General features: G+C 43.0%; 19 protein-coding genes. 10 read left to right on the forward strand and 9 right to left on the reverse strand.

Going from position 1 to position 20,224, the window contains the following annotated elements; translation table 11 throughout:
• Positions 1-65 precede the first annotated feature (65 nt).
• Entirely contained in the window at positions 66-1,130 is a 1,065-nt protein-coding gene (locus tag AOX59_RS09535) for an ABC transporter permease (protein ID WP_068445040.1), read from the forward strand.
• Entirely contained in the window at positions 1,127-1,786 is a 660-nt protein-coding gene (locus AOX59_RS09540; RefSeq protein WP_068445042.1) for an ABC transporter ATP-binding protein, read from the forward strand. Before AOX59_RS09535 ends, AOX59_RS09540 begins: the two co-directional genes overlap by 4 nt.
• A gap of 171 nt (positions 1,787-1,957) precedes the next feature.
• Here AOX59_RS09540 and AOX59_RS09545 read toward each other — a convergent pair whose 3' ends face one another.
• The 4 genes from AOX59_RS09545 to AOX59_RS09560 form a co-directional block, all read right to left on the reverse strand.
• Positions 1,958-2,941 (reverse strand): ring-cleaving dioxygenase, encoded by a 984-nt coding sequence (locus AOX59_RS09545; protein WP_068445044.1) that lies wholly within the window; start codon positions 2,939-2,941, stop codon positions 1,958-1,960.
• Positions 2,942-3,401: 460 nt separating this feature from the next.
• The gene (locus AOX59_RS09550; RefSeq protein WP_068445046.1) at positions 3,402-3,794 is read right to left on the reverse strand and encodes a hypothetical protein; all 393 of its coding nucleotides are present in this window, start codon (positions 3,792-3,794) and stop codon (positions 3,402-3,404) included.
• 151 nt (positions 3,795-3,945) lie between these two features.
• Positions 3,946-4,956, reverse strand: a complete 1,011-nt coding sequence (locus AOX59_RS09555; protein WP_068445047.1) for a DUF3231 family protein — start codon at positions 4,954-4,956, stop codon at positions 3,946-3,948.
• Positions 4,957-5,067: 111 nt separating this feature from the next.
• Positions 5,068-5,502 (reverse strand): universal stress protein, encoded by a 435-nt coding sequence (locus tag AOX59_RS09560; protein ID WP_068445049.1) that lies wholly within the window; start codon positions 5,500-5,502, stop codon positions 5,068-5,070.
• A 220-nt stretch (positions 5,503-5,722) separates the two neighbouring features.
• On the opposite strand from AOX59_RS09560, the gene AOX59_RS09565 reads away from it, so the two are divergent.
• Positions 5,723-7,126, forward strand: a complete 1,404-nt coding sequence (locus AOX59_RS09565; protein ID WP_068445051.1) for a sodium/glutamate symporter — start codon at positions 5,723-5,725, stop codon at positions 7,124-7,126.
• A gap of 199 nt (positions 7,127-7,325) precedes the next feature.
• Here the strand turns inward: AOX59_RS09565 and AOX59_RS09570 are convergent, their stop codons facing one another.
• On the reverse strand, positions 7,326-8,957 hold the full coding sequence (locus AOX59_RS09570; protein ID WP_068445054.1) for a BCCT family transporter: 1,632 nt from the start codon (positions 8,955-8,957) through the stop codon (positions 7,326-7,328).
• A 385-nt stretch (positions 8,958-9,342) separates the two neighbouring features.
• On the opposite strand from AOX59_RS09570, the gene AOX59_RS09575 reads away from it, so the two are divergent.
• Positions 9,343-10,203: an SDR family oxidoreductase gene (locus AOX59_RS09575; protein WP_068445056.1), complete on the forward strand. Its 861-nt coding sequence runs from the start codon at positions 9,343-9,345 to the stop codon at positions 10,201-10,203.
• A gap of 211 nt (positions 10,204-10,414) precedes the next feature.
• Here AOX59_RS09575 and AOX59_RS20730 read toward each other — a convergent pair whose 3' ends face one another.
• The 4 genes from AOX59_RS20730 to AOX59_RS09590 all read right to left on the reverse strand — a co-directional run bounded on the left by AOX59_RS20730 (position 10,415) and on the right by AOX59_RS09590 (position 13,169).
• Complete coding sequence (locus tag AOX59_RS20730; RefSeq protein ID WP_418000790.1) at positions 10,415-10,495, reverse strand: putative holin-like toxin; 81 nt, start codon at positions 10,493-10,495, stop codon at positions 10,415-10,417.
• Positions 10,496-10,934: 439 nt separating this feature from the next.
• A complete protein-coding gene (locus AOX59_RS09580; protein WP_068445058.1) occupies positions 10,935-11,351 on the reverse strand; it encodes a helix-turn-helix domain-containing protein in 417 nt (138 codons plus the stop codon).
• 424 nt (positions 11,352-11,775) lie between these two features.
• The gene (locus tag AOX59_RS09585) at positions 11,776-12,762 is read right to left on the reverse strand and encodes an acrylyl-CoA reductase family protein (protein ID WP_068445060.1); all 987 of its coding nucleotides are present in this window, start codon (positions 12,760-12,762) and stop codon (positions 11,776-11,778) included.
• Positions 12,763-12,947: 185 nt separating this feature from the next.
• Positions 12,948-13,169, reverse strand: coding sequence for a heavy-metal-associated domain-containing protein (locus AOX59_RS09590; RefSeq protein ID WP_068445061.1), 222 nt, complete (start codon positions 13,167-13,169; stop codon positions 12,948-12,950).
• Between the two features lie 236 nt (positions 13,170-13,405).
• On the opposite strand from AOX59_RS09590, the gene AOX59_RS09595 reads away from it, so the two are divergent.
• The 6 genes from AOX59_RS09595 to qoxB all read left to right on the forward strand — a co-directional run bounded on the left by AOX59_RS09595 (position 13,406) and on the right by qoxB (position 20,224).
• Positions 13,406-14,026 carry a DUF3298 and DUF4163 domain-containing protein gene (locus AOX59_RS09595; protein WP_082684176.1) on the forward strand — a complete coding sequence of 207 codons (621 nt, stop codon included), beginning with the start codon at positions 13,406-13,408 and terminating at the stop codon, positions 14,024-14,026.
• A gap of 368 nt (positions 14,027-14,394) precedes the next feature.
• A complete protein-coding gene (locus AOX59_RS09600) occupies positions 14,395-15,345 on the forward strand; it encodes a response regulator transcription factor (RefSeq protein WP_068445063.1) in 951 nt (316 codons plus the stop codon).
• Positions 15,346-15,509: 164 nt separating this feature from the next.
• Positions 15,510-16,358 carry an ABC transporter ATP-binding protein gene (locus tag AOX59_RS09605; RefSeq protein WP_068445065.1) on the forward strand — a complete coding sequence of 283 codons (849 nt, stop codon included), beginning with the start codon at positions 15,510-15,512 and terminating at the stop codon, positions 16,356-16,358.
• Positions 16,358-17,047, forward strand: coding sequence for an ABC transporter permease (locus tag AOX59_RS09610; RefSeq protein ID WP_068445067.1), 690 nt, complete (start codon positions 16,358-16,360; stop codon positions 17,045-17,047). Before AOX59_RS09605 ends, AOX59_RS09610 begins: the two co-directional genes overlap by 1 nt.
• 292 nt (positions 17,048-17,339) lie before the next feature.
• The gene (gene qoxA / locus AOX59_RS09615) at positions 17,340-18,290 is read left to right on the forward strand and encodes a cytochrome aa3 quinol oxidase subunit II (protein WP_068445069.1); all 951 of its coding nucleotides are present in this window, start codon (positions 17,340-17,342) and stop codon (positions 18,288-18,290) included.
• Complete coding sequence (gene qoxB, locus AOX59_RS09620) at positions 18,290-20,224, forward strand: cytochrome aa3 quinol oxidase subunit I (RefSeq protein WP_068445070.1); 1,935 nt, start codon at positions 18,290-18,292, stop codon at positions 20,222-20,224. The genes qoxA and qoxB overlap by 1 nt, the downstream gene beginning before the upstream one ends.

The raw sequence follows: 20,224 nt of genomic DNA on the forward strand, positions 1-20,224 counted from the left end.
TTATTCATCTTCTGTTCATATTCCATTCGTATACTTAACATATGGAAAGAACAGGAGTGATAAAAATGTTTCTTGCAATAAGGGAATTACTTTATGCGAAATTCCGATATGTATTGATTGGCCTGATTATGGTCTTGATAACGTTGCTGATTTTTATTATTTCGGGACTTGCGCAGGGTTTGTCGGCAGATAATGCATCGGCCATTCAAGATTTAAAGGCCGATTATATCCTGATTGACCCGGATGCTGAGCTGGAGATGACTAAATCGTTTATCCCGCACGAAGCGCATGAAGAGGTGGCTGAAATAGATGGTGTAAAGGAAGCCGCTCCTTTGTCGATTCGAATGATGAATGCAGCTGTAAACAATACAGAACAAAATGAGGATGTCGCCTTATTTGTTACGGAAGCAGATGGGATGCTGATGCCATCTGTCAGTGAAGGAGAAAAAATTGAAAGTCAAAATGAAGTAATAGTCGATGATTCCTTGAAACGAGAAGGCGTAAAAATTGGAGATACATTGGAATTTGGCGAAAACAGTGTGTTTACAATTGCCGGTTTCACCGAGAATCAGCGGTACAGTCATACATCGGTCGTCTATATGGATGGCGGTGAGTCAGAGAACATCAACGCTGTCACTATTCAGGCAGATGAAGCAAATATTGATGAAATTAGAAATAAATTAGGAAGCACCTATGATGTCGTTACCAAAGATGAAGCACTTCAGGGAATTCCCAGCTATTCCCAGGAACAAGGCTCACTGAACATGATGATTATCTTCATGTTTGTTATCGCAGCGTTTGTCCTTGCAGCATTTTTCTATGTGATCACATTACAAAAACGTGACCAATTTGGTGTATTAAAGGCATTAGGTGCTAAAACTTCCTACCTTTTAAAAAACTTAGTCAGCCAGGTTGTGCTCATTTCCTTCGTTTGCATTGTCGCCGCGATTGGGCTGACATTGGGAGTCGAAGCTCTGTTGCCTGAGGACATGCCGTTTCTGCTGACTGCTGATGAGATGCTGCAGACCTCTATATTGATTTTAATCGTATCAATTATTGGTGCGCTGGTATCACTTTTTCAAGTTGTAAAAATAGACCCGGTTGAAGCTATTGAGGGGGCAGGAAAATGACACTTGTAATGGAGAACGTATCAAAAGTATATAAAGACGGTCCTAAAGAATTCAAAGCAGTGGATCATGTATCGCTGAAAGTGAAACAAGGCGAATTCATTGCGATAATCGGACCATCAGGTTCTGGAAAAAGCACCATGCTTTCAATTGCCGGAGCACTGTTGTCACCAACAAACGGGAAAATTTTACTTGATGGCGAAAACATCGAAGAACTTTCACCTAAAAAAGTAACCAAACGAAGACTGGAGAAGATTGGCTTTGTCTTTCAAGCAGCTAATCTAATACCGTACCTCAAAGTGAAGGATCAGCTGAATGTCATTAATGTGATTGCAAAAAATAAGGGTCAGGCAAGAGGCAAAGATTTATTAAGGCATTTTGGTCTTGCCCACCGGACAAATAATTATCCGAGTGAACTTTCTGGTGGTGAACGTCAGCGGGTGGCCATCAGCCGCGCATTGATTAATGACCCGAAACTCATTCTTGCAGATGAACCAACCGCAAGTCTGGACTCCAAACGGGGCCGTGAAGTCGTCGAAATGCTTGCAGCTGAAATCAAAAATCGCGGCAAAGCAGGCATTATGGTCACACATGATGAACGTGTGCTGGATGTATGTGATCGGGTTGTTGAAATTCGTGATGGCCGGTTGGAAAACTGATTAACTTTGAATTTCAAGCTTCACCGCATTTATTGCACCTCTTTTTCTGAAATTTATGCTTAACTAATAAGACTGACCTCTTCATCTCCTGAGGTCAGTCTCACTGGTTACATCTATTGAATATCACTGCACTTGCCTATAGAGTGATATCAGCTCGTATGAAACACTTATTTACTCATATTCCTTTTCAGACGTCTTCGTGCTTCTCACCGTGTCAATCGGACGGACAAACTCTTCAATTTGCTCACGCTTCGGTTCCAGCTTTGGTGGCAATGCCAATTTTTCACCCAATGTTTCATAAGGTTCATCACCCATAAATCCCGGTCCGTCTGTTGCAAATTCGAATAAAATTTGCGGAGCGACCGGCACATACAACGATTCGAAATAAAAACGGTTCACATAACCGGATGTTCGGAAACCGAATTCGTCCATCCGCTTAATCCATTCTTCCAGAACAGACCGGTCTTCAACACGGAACGCGGAGTGGTGTACCGTTCCATAGCCTTGTTGCGCATTCGGCAGGACAGTATTATATTCAACCACTACACGTGCGCCATTACCGCCTTTACCAACTTCAAACAAGTGGTGGTCATCTTCCTGGTCAATCTCTTTAAACTGAAGCACTTTTTCCATCATTTCTTTAAAATGGTCGAAATTAGCGATGCGCACATGGATCGGCCCGAGTCCGGTTATCGCATACTCCAGTGGAATCGGCCCGTTCTGCCATGGCGTTCCCGGTTCCACGCCTTCATTGTTTTCATCCGAAACCAGCTGATACTTCTGATCATCAAAGTCGGAAAATGAAAGTGTTTTGACCCCAAATTCTTCTTTTATGCCGTCATGCTGCACGTCAAGACGGTCAAAACGTTTCACCCAGTAGTCCAGCGCCGCATCGCTCGGTACGCGAAATGCTGTTTTGGCTATCTCATTTGTGCCATGGGTCCCTTGTGGAATTCCCGGAAAATCAAAGAACGTCATATCTGTTCCCGGATTCCCTTTATCATCAGCAAAAAATAGATGATAGGTCCGGATATCATCCTGATTAACCGTCTTCTTAACCAGACGCATGCCGAGTACATACGTAAAAAATTCGTAATTCTTTTCCGCACTGCTTGTAATGGCAGTAACGTGATGCATTCCTTTTATACCATTCATGACAATACCTCCATATCATCAAATCAATAAGTTTGAATTCATTTATCTTTAATTCAAACTAAATATAGTACATCACCCTGCCTTCTGTCAATTTATACGTTTTTAAGCCAGGTTCTTTTCGTAAATATTGCCACCCTTAATCTGGCATTGACGTTCTGCATATTGAATGTTGAAACCCAAGATAAAAGAGTTTGGCGGGATTTTTTCACTATGGCAGAAAACGATACTAAGCTGCGGAAAAATGCGACACTCCTGCGGGAAAGGAGCAGTCTGAAGACCCCGCAGTGAGCGGTCTTTGCGAGCGAGGAGGCTGAAGCGTTCCCCGCGGAAAGGGAGTATTTTTCCGCAGCGACGAACCTAGTACTCAACCCCCCTGGATTTTGTGTCAAAAACAAAAAACCGATGCTTCTCATCATTTAATCTAAAAATGAGATTCGCATCGGCCAAACGCAAACGTTAGTCAGGCATCGATAACCCCTTTGAATATCATGCCCTGGTCAAGATCAATCACCTTAAGCATTTTACTGTCCTTTTCAAAAACACTTTTAAATTGTGCTTGACCATACTCATCTTTTAAGATGATTATTCGTATGTCCGAATTGTTTTCCACAACCTGCATCTGGTAATCATCCGAGTCCACTTGCTCATCTAATATGTCACTTTCTGGATACATGCCGACAGAAAAATCATCCCTCGGCACATGCGTGTCGCGTTTTTCTGTTTGTGCTATTTTGGTATTTGATTCTGATTCTTGTTCGTTTATTGCGCCGCCGGTCATATTCGCAGCATCAGTTCCAACTGCTGAAGCAATTAACAAAGCTCCTGCAGCTGAACTCATAAACAGTGATTTCATCCTAATACCCCTTTCCTTATGCGGGCTACAATCAGAATAACTATAGATTGTGATAAAAGGATTGGAGAATCATTAGAAATCACTGAGAAATTAGTGGAAAATTTACGGCAGACTTGTAATCATTCTGTTATATCGTTGCGTCAGCCTAACCTCATCCTTTTTTCTTCGCCAGTTCATCACGATCCAATGCCCGCGGCGGTTCTTCCATCCAGCCGTGCTTTATCATAATATTTGCTCCATCTTCTGCGTATTTCAGAATTTCATTCAAAAGTCGGTTATACATCGTGCCAAGATCTCTCCTTGGACTCATGGACATGCCTGTTCCATAAAACCCAACACTCATGGCAATTAAGCCAGTACTATAATACATCAACAATTTGTCAGAAAATGTATAGGTTGTCGAGTCAGTTACGGAATCTTCCATCCTTGCTGACGCAGGAATATCATCTTCATGCAATACAGATCCAAAAATCTCACAATGTTTTTGAGCAATTTCCTTACCTCTGACCAAATACTTGCGTACATCTGTATTCGTGGCGACTTGGCTGAATCCAATTAACGTAGCTGCCCCCAGTGCGTTCCGGAAATAATTACCAAATAAATTGTTAATTTCCGTCCCTGTCAATGGTCTTCTTTCGCCAAAGTAGCCTGTCAGAAAGTTCTGGTTCCGCACAAAATCGTAACTTTCCGGTTTCGGCAGAGTTGGGTACATCGTGTATAGACCTTTCGTTTGCAGAACGTTGTTGATCATTTTCACAAACTCTATATGTTCCTGTACACATCCTGAAAAAAAGTGATAAATATCTTCCCTGCCGGCTAATCCAAGACTGACGCTATGTGCCTGAATAGCTAATTGAGCGCCCTGCTGAAGGTAATAAAGCGTATAAGAATCAGAATATAATTTCGGAGCACTTACGTCGACATCTTCATTCAAATTAAAACCATATGGAATCGGATAAATTTCCTTGTTAAAGATTTCCTGTATTTTGGTTACATGGGACTGAGCCAGCTTCAAACCATGCATGACAAGCTGTTTAACCTCTTCATCTTCGGTATGTGCTGAGAAATACTCAAGTTGGCAGATTAAGCCGGTATCATTCATATAAGTTGTCCAAAGCTGAGTGATTTCTGCTGATGTAAGTGATTGATTCTCTGTGTTCATTCCCGGCACCTCCTAACTTCGATATCCATATTTTTCACCAAAATATTGAATTATATGCGAGAAAAAAGTCGATCCATGACGAACCGACTTTTTTCATTTATCGTTATTCTGTTATTTAATTACTAACACAGGACAAACTGCCTCCTGCACAACTCTGTTGCTGACACTGCCGAGAAATATTTTCTTGACACCGCCAAGCCCTCTGCTTCCAACAATGATTAAATCAATATCATGGTTCTCAGCGTATTCACATATTTTCGTTCCTTCATTCCGGTGGGTGTCTTCAATGATAATATCTGTCGTGACGTTTATCCCGTCACCTTCGAATTCTTTTTTGATTTCTTCCATGTCCGGCCGAAGATTTTCAGCAAGCTCCCACTGAATGTTTTTTGCTATCGTTATATTTGTGCTTGGCCCGTATTGGGACACAACCGATATTACGTGCACCTCTGTTTTCGGAACCCCGGACGCCTGTAACCTGGCCTCCTGAAGCGCTTCTTTACTCAAAACCGATCCATCATAAGCCACTAGAATTTTACGTTTCATAATAGGCACTCCCCTTCCTGAGATTCAGGAAACAGTAAACCTTTCCCTATTTATATTATACCATTGTTCAGCATCGTATTGTGTCGTGTTTTCAAACTTTATGTGAATTTTTCTAAATATTGAAACGGATCGAATTGAATCTATAGCTGCTGTTTACACCGCTCAACAGTCGGGAATAATCAACATTAGCTTTTATATTGAAAAGGAGAGGAGCAATAACGTGACACCCAATCAAATAGGTTTCGCATTATTATATCTGGGATTATTTCTAATTATCGGCAAATCGATCAGAATACGCGTGAAATGGATGCAGAACTTGTTCCTGCCCTCATCTGTCATCGGCGGGTTTCTTGCTCTGATTTTGGGTCCGCAAGTACTCGGCAGCATCATGGAAAATGTCACAGGTGAGGATTCATTCTGGGCAACAGGGCTACTTACCCCTGAAATTATGAATGTATGGACCCCGCTTGCAGGATTAATGATCAATGTTGTCTTTGCCACACTATTTTTGGGAACCGTCCTCCCTAGTCTGAAAAAGGTCTGGAACATTGGCGGACCACAGCTTGCATTTGGCTGGACGCTTGGCTGGGGGCAATATGTTTTTGGTCTGCTGCTGGCTATCCTGATTCTGGTACCGTTCTATGACATGCCGCCGTTTGTCGGGGCCCTGATTGAAATAGGCTTTGAAGGCGGGCACGGTACAGCAGCCGGACTTCAGGGAACATTTGAAGATCTTGGATTTGCCGAGGCATATGACCTGGCTATTGGCCTTGCGACTGTTGGTATTTTATCAGGTGTCATTATTGGGATTGCCGCCATCAACTGGGCGGTGCGAAAGAATCATGCAAAAACAATCAGCGATGTTAAGGATGCATCTGAACTGAAAAGAGCTGGCATTGTGGAGTTTGAAAATCGTGATGCAGCAGCGAAAATGACAGTGCGGCCGGAATCAATTGAACCGCTCTCTCTGCATTTTGCGATGATTGGAATCGCTATTCTGGTTGGTTATGTATTGCTTGAGGGCATAACCTGGCTGGAACAAGCGATCATCGGTTCTGATTTTATGACCTATGTCCCGCTGTTCCCGCTTGCCATGATTGGCGGAATAATTGTGCAACTGATTGCCTCCAAGATTGATAAAGCGGATATACTTGACCGACAAATGATCATGCGGATACAAGGTTTTTCACTTGATGTACTGATATTATCTGCGATTGCCACTGTTTCCCTTGATGTTATCGGACAGTACCTTGTGCCATTCCTGCTGCTTTCACTTGTTGGTATCATCTGGAACGTGCTTGGTCTCTTCTTCATTGGACCACGAATGATACCATCATATTGGTTTGAAAGAGGTATTGGTGATTTCGGCCAGTCAATGGGGATTACAGCAACGGGTCTGTTATTAATGCGTGTGGCCGATCCGGAAATGAAATCGCCGGCTTATGAAGGTTTCGGCTATAAACAGCTTGTCTTTGAACCATTTCTGGGCGGCGGTCTTGTCACCGCACTGTCTGCACCGCTAGTCTTTCAATTTGGCCCGATTCCCTTCCTTATCTTCGCAACCGTGATGCTGGCGATCGGCTTACTTGTCGGCTTGTTTTATTTCGGGAGGATGAAAAGCTGAATCATCAATCATTAATAAAAGCATGGCACTTTAAGTTCAGTGCCATGCTTTTTTTCCCCGCATGTAATGGTCAGTAATCCGCCAAAAAACGGCGGCCAACTGACCTTAAATGTCCGATTCGGTTCAACTAACATTCTACAGGGAAGAACACCCTGTAGAATGAAGTTTCACTTTACCCCGCATGTAATGGTTAACTTTTCTATTTTCTCAGTTGTTTTCCCTTCTCTATTTTTTCCCTGATCTCTTTGCCCTGTTCTCTGCCTTTATTTTCTTGCTTGTCTGGTCGAACATTGTAGACGTATGCTCTATCGTTATCCATCATTTTCTTGGCAGCATAAATCAGCAGAAACTGTATAGCGATGATCGGTATGCCCATAAGACCTGAAAGAACTTCCAACGGTGCCAGACCGCCTATTCGCATCAAAAGAAGTGCCAGGACTGTAATGATCGCCGCCACGATAATTCTCAACGCTCTTGATGGTTCTGCCTGACTCATGTTCTCAGTACCTGTGTAAGAAGCAATGGTATATGTTGTCGAATCCAATGTTGTTGTTAAGAAGATGGTTGCTATGATGATAAAGAGGACCAGCACAATATTGGATAACGGTAATGAGCTTAAAATGGCCGGTATAGCTGCCATCGCGTCTTCTTGGACAATATCCAGCACAGGAACTTCCCCTGTGAGATACCTTTGTACGCCAAGACCGCCTAATACCCCGGTTGCGACCCAGGAAAGGAGTGTCGGTGCAAGTAAATACGTCAGAATCATTTCCTTGATCGTCCGGCCTTTTGATATTTTGGCGGCAAACACACTGTGCAGCATCGCCCATGTGGCACTGTAAGCGAACCAGAAGACGGTGTTGCTGACAATGTATGTGGACCCTTCCATGTTGGTCGAATCCGTATAAATGGATATATCAATATAATTAGCCAGTAAGTGACCAACACTGTCGGTAAAAAAGTTCAAAATGAAAATCCCGGGTCCGATAATCATGACGAACAAAGCAAACGCGGCAGCGAGATACATATTCAGGGTACTTAAACGTTTAATTCCCTTTTCAATGCCCAAATAGGCACTTATGGAGAATAAAAACACCCAAACGATCGTCACAATCAGGGTTAAGGTAAACGACTGTCCAATATTCAACAGTTCGGCCAGATTATAAGTGACAATCGGAGCACCCAAACCTAACGTAACCGCTGCACCTGAAAGGATACTGACGAGAAAGACGATGTCCAGTACTTTACCGCCGAAGCCATCCACGAACTTATCGCCAAAAACATCGCGGCATGCTTCAGATATCCGCATGAACGGCTTTTTGCGAACGTGCAAAATATAACCCATGGCAGGCGCCGCCATAACAAAGATAGCAAACACTTGAACACTCCACATAAACATGCTGTAGGCATTTCCCCACAGCAATGCTTCTGCAGATCCTGCTTCAGCGCCAAACGGCGGATTTACCGCCACGTTCCCCCACTCGGTCATACCGGTACGCATGATGGTTGAGCCAAGCCCCATGGCAATCAGGATCGAAGCATATTCAAACAAATTAAAGCGCGGTTTCTCATTCGGGTCGCCCAGGACGACATCGCCGTACTTGGAAAATGACAAGTATAACCCGGCCGCAACAAGAATGATTGCGTACCATATGTAACCCCAGGTAAACATGTTTACAATCTGATCAAAAATGGCGTTTAAGAGTTCCAGCGATTGTTCCTCATACATCGCAAAAGGAATACTAATAAGAATCATGATAATTAATGATGGAGCAAAAATACGATGGTCGATTAACCTTCTGCTAAGCCCCTTTTTGCTATTCCCTTTCATGATGAAACCTCCAATTCCCGGTTCAAAGTTAAGGTCAGATTTATCTCTGAACCTGACCTTCAACCCTCCCTTAAAAATAGGTAAATAAGTATATTGTACCTATTACCACATGACTTTATTTATAAACTTCGGGACAAGAGGTACGGAATCATTGTCCCCCGCAGCATCTAACATGCAATGCTATTTTTAAAAAAGTTTATGGCTATGCAGACCTCGAGCGAAAGATAAACTGGCCAGGTCCCGTACTTACGACAAGTATTTTTCAGCTTAAACCTTCATGATACACCGGCCTCAAATCTTCCATTATAACAAAACTGGGAAACATTGGGATTTTATTGCCGACATTCCGGCAGATTGCTAAAATGAAGTCAGTGAGGTGACGCAGATGACTTTTCATACGCCAAACCAGCCGGTCGTTTTCATCACCGGTGCATCAGGTGGATTCGGCTTGCTTACGAGTCTCGCATGTGCTGAAGCCGGGTATTTAGTGGTAGCATCGATGCGGGATTTATCAAAGAGTGAGAATCTGATGGAACAAGCACGGAAAAAAGGTGTAGAAGCAAGCATCGCCTGTATCAGGCTGGATGTAACCAACCAAGAGGACATTGATTCGGCAGTGCCGGAAGTCATTAACCGCTTTGACGCCATTGATGTGCTAATCAACAATGCCGGCTATGCTGCGGGTGGGTTTACGGAAGAAGTACCGCTTGAAGCTTGGCGTGAGCAATTTGAAACGAATCTTTTTGGGTTGATTGCCGTAACGAAAGCCGTCCTTCCCCATATGAGAAAAAGACAGGACGGTACCATCATTAATCTTTCCAGCATCAGCGGAAGAATGGCCCTTCCCGGTCTCGGACCATATGCGGCATCAAAGTTTGCTGTTGAAGGATTTAGTGAAGCGCTGAGACTCGAAATGCTACCGCATGGTGTACATGTCGTGCTGGTTGAACCGGGTTCTTATCAAACAGATATCTGGTCAAAAGGGATGAGTGATTTCAATGTTGATTTAGAATCCCCATATAGCGAGGAAACCGAAACTTTAATGAAAATGGTCAGCCACATCGCTAAAACAGCCGATGATCCGGAAGAAGTAACGCGGTTGATTGTCAAAGTCACTCAAGAAAATAATCCCAACCTTCGTTATCCCGTTGGTAAAAACGTCAAAACCATGACCCGGTTGAAAACCCTGTTGCCATGGAGATGGCTGGAACATATGATTTTGAAAAAGATCAACCCGCGTAAATAGAAAGCATTTTGTGCACATTATTCCAACCTTAATACAATCACATCAAAGATACGTGAGATCTGTTTTTCAAAACCGATTTTGATATATGGAACTAAAAGCTTTTGCAAGGAAGAAATGCAACAGCTAATTTTTAAATCGACCCAGACGCGGAGCCATTTTATGATGACTTTTCATTCCGCTTATGATTAGTTCACCACATCAGCAAGGGTTCTTATTTCTTTTGATTTGACATGACAGCAGCCACTAATGATCCAAACGTAATCATTATAACCAACGTTTCAAATACTGTCATATAACGTCATCCTTCCCTTTTGAATCAGGAACTTATTCGACCCATCTCTGCAAACACGTTATTCCCATGAATTGAACTGCAACGTTCCGAGATGGAATATCGTTTGCCATTATTTCAAAATACCGGATTAAGCCGCCTAGTCTATATGCCATAATGTTTTCGATATGTTGTCTTCATTTTTGTTATGTTTAAGGATATGTGAAGCGAGGCTTGTCCTATGACACCTGATGACGCAAAATATTGGAAAAATTGACTTTTACCATTTGTTTTGGATAAAGTGAAACTTCATTCAGCGGAATGCTTTTCCCGCTGAATGTTAGTTGAACAGAATCGGACATTTAGGAACAGTTAACCGCCGTTTCTGGGCGGATTACTGTCCATTACATGTGGGATAAAGAAACCACATTTTGACATCAATAAAAGAAGATTAAGCAACAACTTAATCTCCTTCCAGATACAGACACTGATGCAGTGGCGGACTTCCAAGCACTATCCAAATTTTAATAAACAATTCCAGTCTGGGCTGGGAAACGTTATTGAAAATTTTACTAATATTAGGCGGCTTCATGTCTAATTGATCGGCAATATCCTTGATATAAATATCTTTCTGTTTCGCTATCTCTTTAAACCGATTTTTTATAACAGGCTGACCGCCACTTTCGATCAGCGGGTTAATCGGCTTGAAATGATTGATTTGTTCCATTTTATCGATTATACAGCCAACCACAAAATCTTCAATCTGATAATTATCATCCCGATTTTTATCACGGTGGCGGTTAATTAAATTTTCAAGTTCAGTCAGTTCTTTCAACTGATTATAAGTATCCTCTTTAAGCCGAATGGTTAGTTCTTTCATGTATAAATCACCTCAGAATTGGACAAGGTATAAGCGAAAGGATGATGAAAATGATGAACGTTAACGCAGTAAACCATAACGATAAAGAAGAAGATGTCATCGAAACGCTGCACGAAACATTTGACAAAGGCAAAAATGGTTAATTTAAACAAGTACAATGAGGTATACAACCCTGTCTCTTAAAGACATATTCAAGATATTAACTAAAAATACCTTTTAGATTTTTTGTATGCTTTGGTATAACTTCTTCTTTTTTGAAAAGGCGTGCGGTGTCGTCGCATAGACATGCTCTTCAATCAGCTCTGGGTAAGATAGTTTCAGCAACCATGGGGTATACAAAAAAGATGTACCCTGATGGATACACCACTTCGGAAGATAAAGTGAATCTTCAATCAGTGGGGGTCCTTTCTTTCCCCACTGATTGCTATGATAGCTTGACCAATGTTCTGCCACGCACATTGCTGTCTATGATATCGTTTAAGACATTTGGAAGTTCGTCTAACGAAATCTCATTAACCAATTCTTCATGAATGACTGGTTTAAATTCTCCCGCCAAACGTTGCCAAATATTCACGCGTTCTTCCATCGGACATTTAACTGAGTCGATACCAAGCCAATTAATGCCTCTTGAAATAAAGGGAAGCACGGATGCCGACACTTCTGTACCACCGGTTAAACCGCTTGTCGCAACAGACCCGCCATATTTTAACGTACTCAAAATGTATTGAAGTGTCCTCCCGCCGACAGGATCGACAGCAGCGGCCCATTTTTTTCCGCGAACCGGCTTCTTCTCGGTATCCTCGACTTCGTGACGTTCAATGACATCTTTTGCTCCTATATTTTTAAGATAATTCTGTTCATTTGATTTACCAGTGCTGGCTGTCACATGATAACCTAGCTTAGCCAGTATATTAACAGCAAGACTGCCCACACCACCTGTAGCGCCGGGCACCAGAACAGGCCCTTTGTCTGGTTCCAAGCCATTATCCTCTAGCCTTTGCACGGATAATCCTGCAGTAAAACCTGCTGTTCCAAGAATCATCGCTTCTTTTAGAGACAAGCCTTCTGGCAAATGAACCGCCCAATCAGCAGGTACACGTGCCACTTCACTAAACCCTCCGGAATGGCCAGTGCCTAATTGATAACTTGTCACAATGACCTCATCACCTTCATTAAACCGCTCATCCTGCGAATCAATAACTGTGCCGGCTAAGTCGATGCCCGGTATTAAAGGATAAGATTCGACAAGCTGGTGATTAATGGCCACCATCCCATCCTTAAAATTCACACTGGAATAAGCAACACGGATGGTTAAATCCCCTTCCGGCAAGTCTTCCATGTGCAATTGTCTGATGTTTAAATTAGCTTCATCTCCCGTTTTTTCAAGTACCAACGCCTGAAACGTATCCATATTAAAAGCAAACTCCCTTCTGATACCAGTATTGCTTTTCATTTTATCAATCCAGCGAAGTTTTATAAACTTATACATCTAAGCTTATGAACAGTATTGCTGATGCGACTCTCAAAATTAAAAAAGTAACCGTGAACTGCGGTTACTTTTTCGGGATATTTGTACCGTATATTATTGTCGTCTGATTATCCGGAAACCTTTTTCGCTTCAAATCCAACTGTATCAATTTTATCAATAATTTCTGAAATCCCAGTCAAGTTCCGATTAAACGTTACCTGTGCATTTTCATCTGATAAAGCTACATTTATATCCTTTACGCCGGCAATTTCTGAAACTGCTTTTTCAATTTTGGTTGGGCAGTTGGAACAGTGCATCCCTTTAATATCCAAATAGTTAGTTTCAATCATTGTGTTAATCACCACCTCATCCTTCTTGGTTCATTTTATTTATAACTAAACCCTTTTAGAACAATTCATCCGAAACAACCTCAGCTATTATTTGATTTTCATAAGAAAAGATATATCTAATACCCGGAGTCATGCTAACGAATATGCAGACGAGTTATAATTGATTCCCTTTCACAAGGCACAACCTTTCTTCTTACCGAATATACTGGGCATAAAACCAGAAGAAGGTGAACATTATGCCAAAACCACTGCCTGTTCAAGTCACACCGCTTACCATCAGCGGCGGGCCGGAAAAGAATGTTGTCTATCCGAGCGTTTTCGGTATGCGGGATCAAGGAATGGAAGCATTCATCAACCAGCAGATCGTCTATGAAACACAGCAGCTGATCGATATGCAGGCTGATGAAATGTCGAGTCCAATTATCGAAATGGATGGGTCCTTTGAAATCAAAAATAACCAACGAAACGTCCTTAGTTTGTCATTGTCCAACTATGCCTATCATTACCAGGCTGCACATGGCATGACTTACATCACATCATTAACGTTTGATCTGGAAGAACGGAAGCGGTGCAGTTTAAGTGATCTGTTTCGACCGGGAAGCAACTATGTGGAGCGGCTGACAGAACTCGTTAATGAACAAATTGAACGGCGTAATATCCAGACGTTCGGTGACCCTGTTGAGGTTCAGCCTGATCAGGATTTTTACATCGCCGATAAAGTGCTTGTCCTATATTTTCAGCTGTACGACATAACGCCGTATGTATTCGGATTTCCGATGTTTCCGGTATCCGTTTATGACATCCAGGATCTTATCAATGAAAATGGGCCACTTGGCCGTATGGCGGTTAATGATTGACAGAACAGCTTTACTATAATGGCTACTCAATCCACGCCTCTGTTTCTTTATTGACCGGTATCGGATAAGTCATTACGCTGTTTCGTTTGCTGAAATTGAAAAAGCAGTAGTTTTCAGCGGTGCGCTGTAGATTAACCTGGAATCGCTGTAGATCTGACGCGAATCGCTATAGTTCGATCCAAAATCGCTGTAGACTCCTCAAGCGGCGATATCGAAGCGGTTATGCCTGCAATGCCTCCTGCAACTATAAAGAGTGTCAAAGCAGATTAACGACATAAGCACTTTTACAAAAGTTAATTCTTAAGTCCTGTTTTCCATGTTATACTAATAAAAGCTTATTAGTATTCTAAAAACAGGAGTTTGACCGAATGGGCCATTTTAAAATTGATCATGACATTATAAACGGTGAGGCACTGCCCGCGTTTTCCCTTACCATTGATGATTCATATACCACTGCGGTCTACAGTGACATCGACATGCAGGCTGAACTGGTGAAAATTCTCCGCAGCAACGCCGGGGTGACTGTTTTTGACCGACAGGAAGGTTTATATATTCGGCTGACAGTTGAAGCTAATCTTTCATTCTATCGCAAATGGTTCGGCAGCCGGACACCGCTGCCGGAAATTCTTGTGCAGTTTGAGCTTCATAGCTGTGCCAAAACGCCGCTGTACAAATGTTCGGAATCGGAACTGCACCGGGTGTATTTTGCTAAATATTACATGAGCGGCACCAATCCCGTGGTCTTCCGTGAGCCAATTCATGGGGTTGATGTCAAGACAATCGATACCTTCATCAATATGCTTCAAAGAATCAGGGAGGATGGCACGCCTGTACTTGTGTTGATATCCAATATGGAACACGCGCTGCTTTTGGGCGATGCCGCTTACAAACTGCAGGACAGCGGTATGCAGCCGATTGAGATCGATGACGGTGAAGATGAAATACCTGAAGATGGAACCACCGGCGCGCAAACGACCGCTAATTTATTCAAAATCCCGGCAAAAGTGGATGATAAAATGATTTTATTTGATCCGCCTGAGATCGACTACATCGAAAGCCAGGATGGAAAAGCCATGATTATTATTAATGATGAAATGTATGCAATGGACTCAACACTTGCTGAAATCGAAAAGAAATTAGAAGTGTATGGATTTTACCGTTGCCACCGGTCCTATATCGTCAACTTGCAGAAAGTACGCGAAATCATTACATGGTCAAAAAACACCTATTCACTCAGAATTGACAATCGCGTACAGTCCACGATTCCACTGTCACGAACCAAAATTCAAGACATCCAGGAGAAATTCAGCCTGAAATAAGTACAGTTCATCTTAAAATGATGCCTCAAGCGGTTTTCAGAAGGATGTTTTTATCATTGATCCGGTACACTTCATCTTCCTGAGAGTACATTCCATCCGAATTAAACTGAAGCCTCCTTTATTTTCCGCTATGATTGAAGCAGTTAAGAAAAGGAGGTTTTCAGTTGGACAATACAATTGAAGTACAGGGAATACGAAAAGTTTTTGGCCACAATGAAGCTATTAAACGCGTCAGTTTTAATGTGAAAAAGGGTGAAATTTTCGGGCTTCTGGGGCCGAGTGGTTCGGGTAAGACAACAACGATTAAAATTTTAACAGGTGAACTCGGTGAGACAACCGGTGACGCGAACGTCCTGGGGATTGATTCGAGTCGATTTGGGACTTCCTATTTTAAATCGAAAATCGGAATTCTTTCAGATAATAGCTCACTGTATGAGCGGCTGACTGTTTACGACAACCTGAAATTATTTTGTAAATTATACCATGCACCGCTTAATGCGATTGATGCGATTTTAAAAGAAGTCAATTTGCAAGACGAACAGTCAAAGACGGTCTCAAAGCTGTCCAAAGGTATGACGCAGCGCGTGTTGCTCGCGAAAGCACTCATTCATAAACCCGAGCTCGTATTTCTCGATGAACCGACGTCGTCTTTAGATCCGGCTAACATGGCACAAATCCATCGCGGGCTGCAGAAGCTGAATGAAGCCGGGACAACGATTTTTTTGACAACCCACAATATGGAAGAAGCGACAGCATTATGTGACCGGGTTGCCTTTCTGCACAATGGCGAACTGCAGGAATTGGACAGTCCGGATGCACTCCGCTACAAATACTCGACACATGCATTTCATGTGGAAACATTTTCAGGCGAACGACTGGTCATTGACAATGAACCGGAAAATGCCGATCAAATCAAAGAACTTATCGGAAGCGGGCGTGTGAAAACAATGCATACGGATAATCCGACACTTGGCCAAATCTTTCTAAAAGTGACCGGGAAGGAGCTGGTATAATGAACGTCCAACGTATAAGTGCCATTTTTGAAAAAGATATTAAAGACTTCATGAAAAATATGATGCTGTTGACGATGCCGCTGATTCCAATCGTATTGGCATTAATTTATGAACGTATGGGCAGTGAACTTCCACTTTCCCTGATCTACTTGATTGTCGGGGTGACATTTTCGGCGGTCACATCAAGCTGCATGATGACCATGATGGCTGAAGAAAACGAAAAGAAAACATTACGTGGACTGATTCTTTCACCAGCTTCCTTTGTTGATATCATTATCGGCAAAAGTCTTGTAACTGGACTTATAACGCTCGTATCTCTTGGTATATCACTGGTGATTGTTGGCATTGACCCGTTTTTGAGTTTCCGGCCCCTCATTGGGTTGGTCTTGTTATTCCTATTCTTTCTATTGCTCGGCATCGGTATTGGACTGTTTTCAAATTCGATTGCTGCCACATCAGCCTATCTGATGCCCGTCATGTTTTTGTTTGGTTTTACACCGATGATTGAAGCGCTCGGGTTTTCCGAAGATAGCATCGTCATGACAATTACTGATACATTTCCGATCATGCAGGCAATTGAGATACATGATACCAGTTCATGGCTTCCACTCGGCATTATTACCATTTGGGTCATTGCCGCAGTACTCTTTACGTTTATTTGTTTCAAAAAGACAATGACAGATGACTAATTTTGATGACAGCCGCATTTTCGGATGAGAATGCGGCTTTTTATGATTCTATTTTTGTGCGGTGGCTCATGTTTTCATTCTCAAGCCCATGTTTCGACTCTCACGCCCATACAACACTCACACGGAAGCAAACGCCGCCTCCTCCAACAAAATATCACAATTTCATGACCATTTTTCAACGAATGATTGACACTCGAAAAAAACGGGAAAGCGTCTGATACAATTAGTCACAGGTTTGCACTAGATTTATAATGAAAAACATATCACTAACGAATAGCAGAGGTGTTGCTTCATGAGACATACACGGAAGCATCTGAGCAAAGGGCTTGTCTTTATACTCATTGGACTTATATTGCTGCTCAGCGGTTGCAGCGAATTAACCGTCCTGGATCCAAAGGGTCCGGTTGCGGAAAGTCAGCGGGATTTGATTCTCTATTCACTCATATTCTTGCTTGGTGTCGTTGCTGTCGTATTTTCTCTCTTTATTTTTATGGTTGTAAAATACAGGGATAAACCAAACCGGAAAGCTGAATATAAGCCGGATCTTCACGGTAACAGGACGATTGAAATCATATGGACAATTATTCCGATTATGATTGTTACCTCGCTTTCTATCCCAACCATTACAACATTATTCGATCTTGAGGAACCGCCGGAATCTTCGGCAGAACAAGAACCGCTTGTCATTCATGCGACAACTGCGGACTGGAAGTGGTTTTTCAGTTATCCTGAGCAGGGCATTGAAACGGTCAATTACCTGCACATCCCGACAGACCGTGGCATCGAATTCCACTTGTCCTCGGCTGATTCGATGACAGCCTTGTGGATACCTGCTTTAGGCGGCCAAAAGTACAACATGGCCGGCATGGAAAACATACTTTACTTGCAAGCTGATGAAACAGGCGTATTCCAGGGCCGCAATTCCAACTTTAATGGTGAAGGCTTCGCGGAACAAACATTCAAAGTACATGCCGAAAGCAGCAGTGACTTCCAGGACTGGGTGGAATCAACACAAAACTCGGCGCCTGAATTGACACAGGAAAAATATGATTCACTGCTGAAACCGGAGCTCGTGGATACGATGGCATTTTCATCGACACACCTTGAGTGGGTCGACCATGGCACGAAAGACGGCATGGACTATTCCATTGAACGCCACCGGGATGCATTTGCCGAACAGCTGGAACTAAAAAATGGCCAAAATCACGAACACGGACCATCCGGGGAAGAAGGTGAAGAATAATGGGTCTTGATGAATTTTTTGTTACGGGAGAGCCGCTTATATATGCCGGGATGGTTGCCATTACACTCGTCTCGGGCGCCATCATCTTCCTGTTGACTTATTTTAAAAAATGGAAATGGCTCTGGCGCGAATGGCTGACGACCGTCGACCATAAAAGGATTGGTATCATGTATATCTTAAGTGCGCTCGCAATGCTGTTCCGTGCAGGTTCTGACGCACTGATGATGCGGACGCAGTTGGCCTTTCCGGATATGAACTTCTTGAACGCCCAGCATTACAATGAAATTTTTACGACGCACGGAACAATCATGATCTTTTTCATGGCAATGCCGTTTCTGATTGGTTTAATGAATATCGTCGTGCCGCAACAGATTGGGGCGCGTGACTTTGCATTCCCTTATCTGAACGCATTGAGTTTCTGGTCCTTTTTCTTCGGGGCCATGCTGTTTAACGTTTCATTTGTCATCGGTGGTGCACCTGATGCCGGCTGGACCAGTTATACACCGCTTGCCGGTGATATCATGAGTCAAGGGCCGGGACAGAACTTTTACCTGCTCGCACTACAGCTGTCAGGGATTGGTACACTGGCAACAGGCATTAATTTAATGGTGACGATTTTAAAAATGCGTGCACCGGGTATGACCTTGTTTAAAATGCCAATTTTCACTTGGTCAACGTTCATTACCATGTTCATCATCGTATTTGCCTTTCCGATTCTGACAATAGCGTTGGCACTCATGACGATCGATCGGATTTTTGGCTCACACTTCTTTACATTGGCCGGTGAAGGTCTGCCAATGATGTGGGCAAATCTGTTCTGGATGTGGGGGCATCCGGAAGTCTATATTGTGATACTTCCGGCATTCGGTATTTTTTCCGAGGTTATTGCCACATTTGCCAGAAAGCGATTATTCGGTTACACCGTCATGGTCTGGTCGATTATCCTGATTGCCGGGCTGAGTTTCCTTGTCTGGGTGCACCACTTCTTTACAATGGGGGCCGGAGCATTTGTCAATTCCATATTCTCAGTTACAACCATGGCAATTGCTATACCGACAGGCGTGAAAATATTCAATTGGCTGGCAACCTTATATAAATCCAGAATCCGAACAACAACGGCGATGATGTGGGCACTGGCATTTATCCCAAGCTTTACCATTGGCGGTATAACAGGGGTTATGCTTGGCATGGCCGCTGCCGATTACCAGTTCCACAATTCATATTTTCTGATTGCACACTTCCATTACGTCCTGATTGCAGGAACAGTTTTCGGCTGTTTCGCCGGACTTGTGTACTGGTATCCGAAAATGTTCGGCCACAAGTTGAACGAACGAATCGGGAAATGGGCTTTTTGGCTTTTCGTCATTGGGTTCCATATCTGCTTCCTGCCACAGTACTTCCTGGGTCTGGACGGCATGCCGCGGCGCGTATTTCATATCGTACCGGAATGGTTTAACCTGAACGTGATTTCAACCATTGGTGCATTCGGTATGGGACTTGGTTTCGCCGTGTTTGTGTATAACATTTATTACAGCTACCGGTATAGTGAACGTGAGCAAACCGGTGACCCTTGGGATGGCAGAACACTTGAATGGGCAACACCTACACCGGTACCGGAATACAATTTTGCCGTTGTACCACATGTTAAAGAACATGATGCTTATTGGGATATGAAGCAAAAAGGTGAAACGATCTATGATGAATCAAAAGTTGAACCAATTCATATGCCAAACAGTACAGGACAGCCGTTTATCATGTCGGCCATCATGTTCTTTGCCAGTTTTGCACTTGTTTTTGAGTGGATTTGGCTGGCAGTTGCCGGATTAGTCACTATACTCGTGACTATGGGCATCCGTTCATTTGATTATGATGAGGGGCGTCACATAGACGTGGAAGAAATCAAGCAGACCGAACGCTCGGCAAGGGGGTTATAA

Origin of the sequence: Lentibacillus amyloliquefaciens (genome assembly GCF_001307805.1) — a bacterium.
Lineage (GTDB): Bacteria > Bacillota > Bacilli > Bacillales > Amphibacillaceae > Lentibacillus > Lentibacillus amyloliquefaciens.

Excerpts from the sequence above, each read along its gene's own strand:
- AOX59_RS09535 (WP_068445040.1), top strand. The coding sequence starts at position 66 with ATGTTTCTTGCAATAAGGGAATTACTTTATGCGAAATTCCGATATGTA.
- AOX59_RS09540 (WP_068445042.1), top strand. The coding sequence starts at position 1,127 with ATGACACTTGTAATGGAGAACGTATCAAAAGTATATAAAGACGGTCCT.
- AOX59_RS09545 (WP_068445044.1), bottom strand. The coding sequence starts at position 2,941 with ATGAATGGTATAAAAGGAATGCATCACGTTACTGCCATTACAAGCAGT.
- AOX59_RS09550 (WP_068445046.1), bottom strand. The coding sequence starts at position 3,794 with ATGAAATCACTGTTTATGAGTTCAGCTGCAGGAGCTTTGTTAATTGCT.
- AOX59_RS09555 (WP_068445047.1), bottom strand. The coding sequence starts at position 4,956 with ATGAACACAGAGAATCAATCACTTACATCAGCAGAAATCACTCAGCTT.
- AOX59_RS09560 (WP_068445049.1), bottom strand. The coding sequence starts at position 5,502 with ATGAAACGTAAAATTCTAGTGGCTTATGATGGATCGGTTTTGAGTAAA.
- AOX59_RS09570 (WP_068445054.1), bottom strand. The coding sequence starts at position 8,957 with ATGAAAGGGAATAGCAAAAAGGGGCTTAGCAGAAGGTTAATCGACCAT.
- AOX59_RS09575 (WP_068445056.1), top strand. The coding sequence starts at position 9,343 with ATGACTTTTCATACGCCAAACCAGCCGGTCGTTTTCATCACCGGTGCA.
- AOX59_RS20730 (WP_418000790.1), bottom strand. The coding sequence starts at position 10,495 with ATGACAGTATTTGAAACGTTGGTTATAATGATTACGTTTGGATCATTA.
- AOX59_RS09580 (WP_068445058.1), bottom strand. The coding sequence starts at position 11,351 with ATGAAAGAACTAACCATTCGGCTTAAAGAGGATACTTATAATCAGTTG.
- AOX59_RS09585 (WP_068445060.1), bottom strand. The coding sequence starts at position 12,762 with ATGGATACGTTTCAGGCGTTGGTACTTGAAAAAACGGGAGATGAAGCT.
- AOX59_RS09590 (WP_068445061.1), bottom strand. The coding sequence starts at position 13,169 with ATGATTGAAACTAACTATTTGGATATTAAAGGGATGCACTGTTCCAAC.
- AOX59_RS09595 (WP_082684176.1), top strand. The coding sequence starts at position 13,406 with ATGCCAAAACCACTGCCTGTTCAAGTCACACCGCTTACCATCAGCGGC.
- AOX59_RS09600 (WP_068445063.1), top strand. The coding sequence starts at position 14,395 with ATGGGCCATTTTAAAATTGATCATGACATTATAAACGGTGAGGCACTG.
- AOX59_RS09610 (WP_068445067.1), top strand. The coding sequence starts at position 16,358 with ATGAACGTCCAACGTATAAGTGCCATTTTTGAAAAAGATATTAAAGAC.
- qoxA (WP_068445069.1), top strand. The coding sequence starts at position 17,340 with ATGAGACATACACGGAAGCATCTGAGCAAAGGGCTTGTCTTTATACTC.
- qoxB (WP_068445070.1), top strand. The coding sequence starts at position 18,290 with ATGGGTCTTGATGAATTTTTTGTTACGGGAGAGCCGCTTATATATGCC.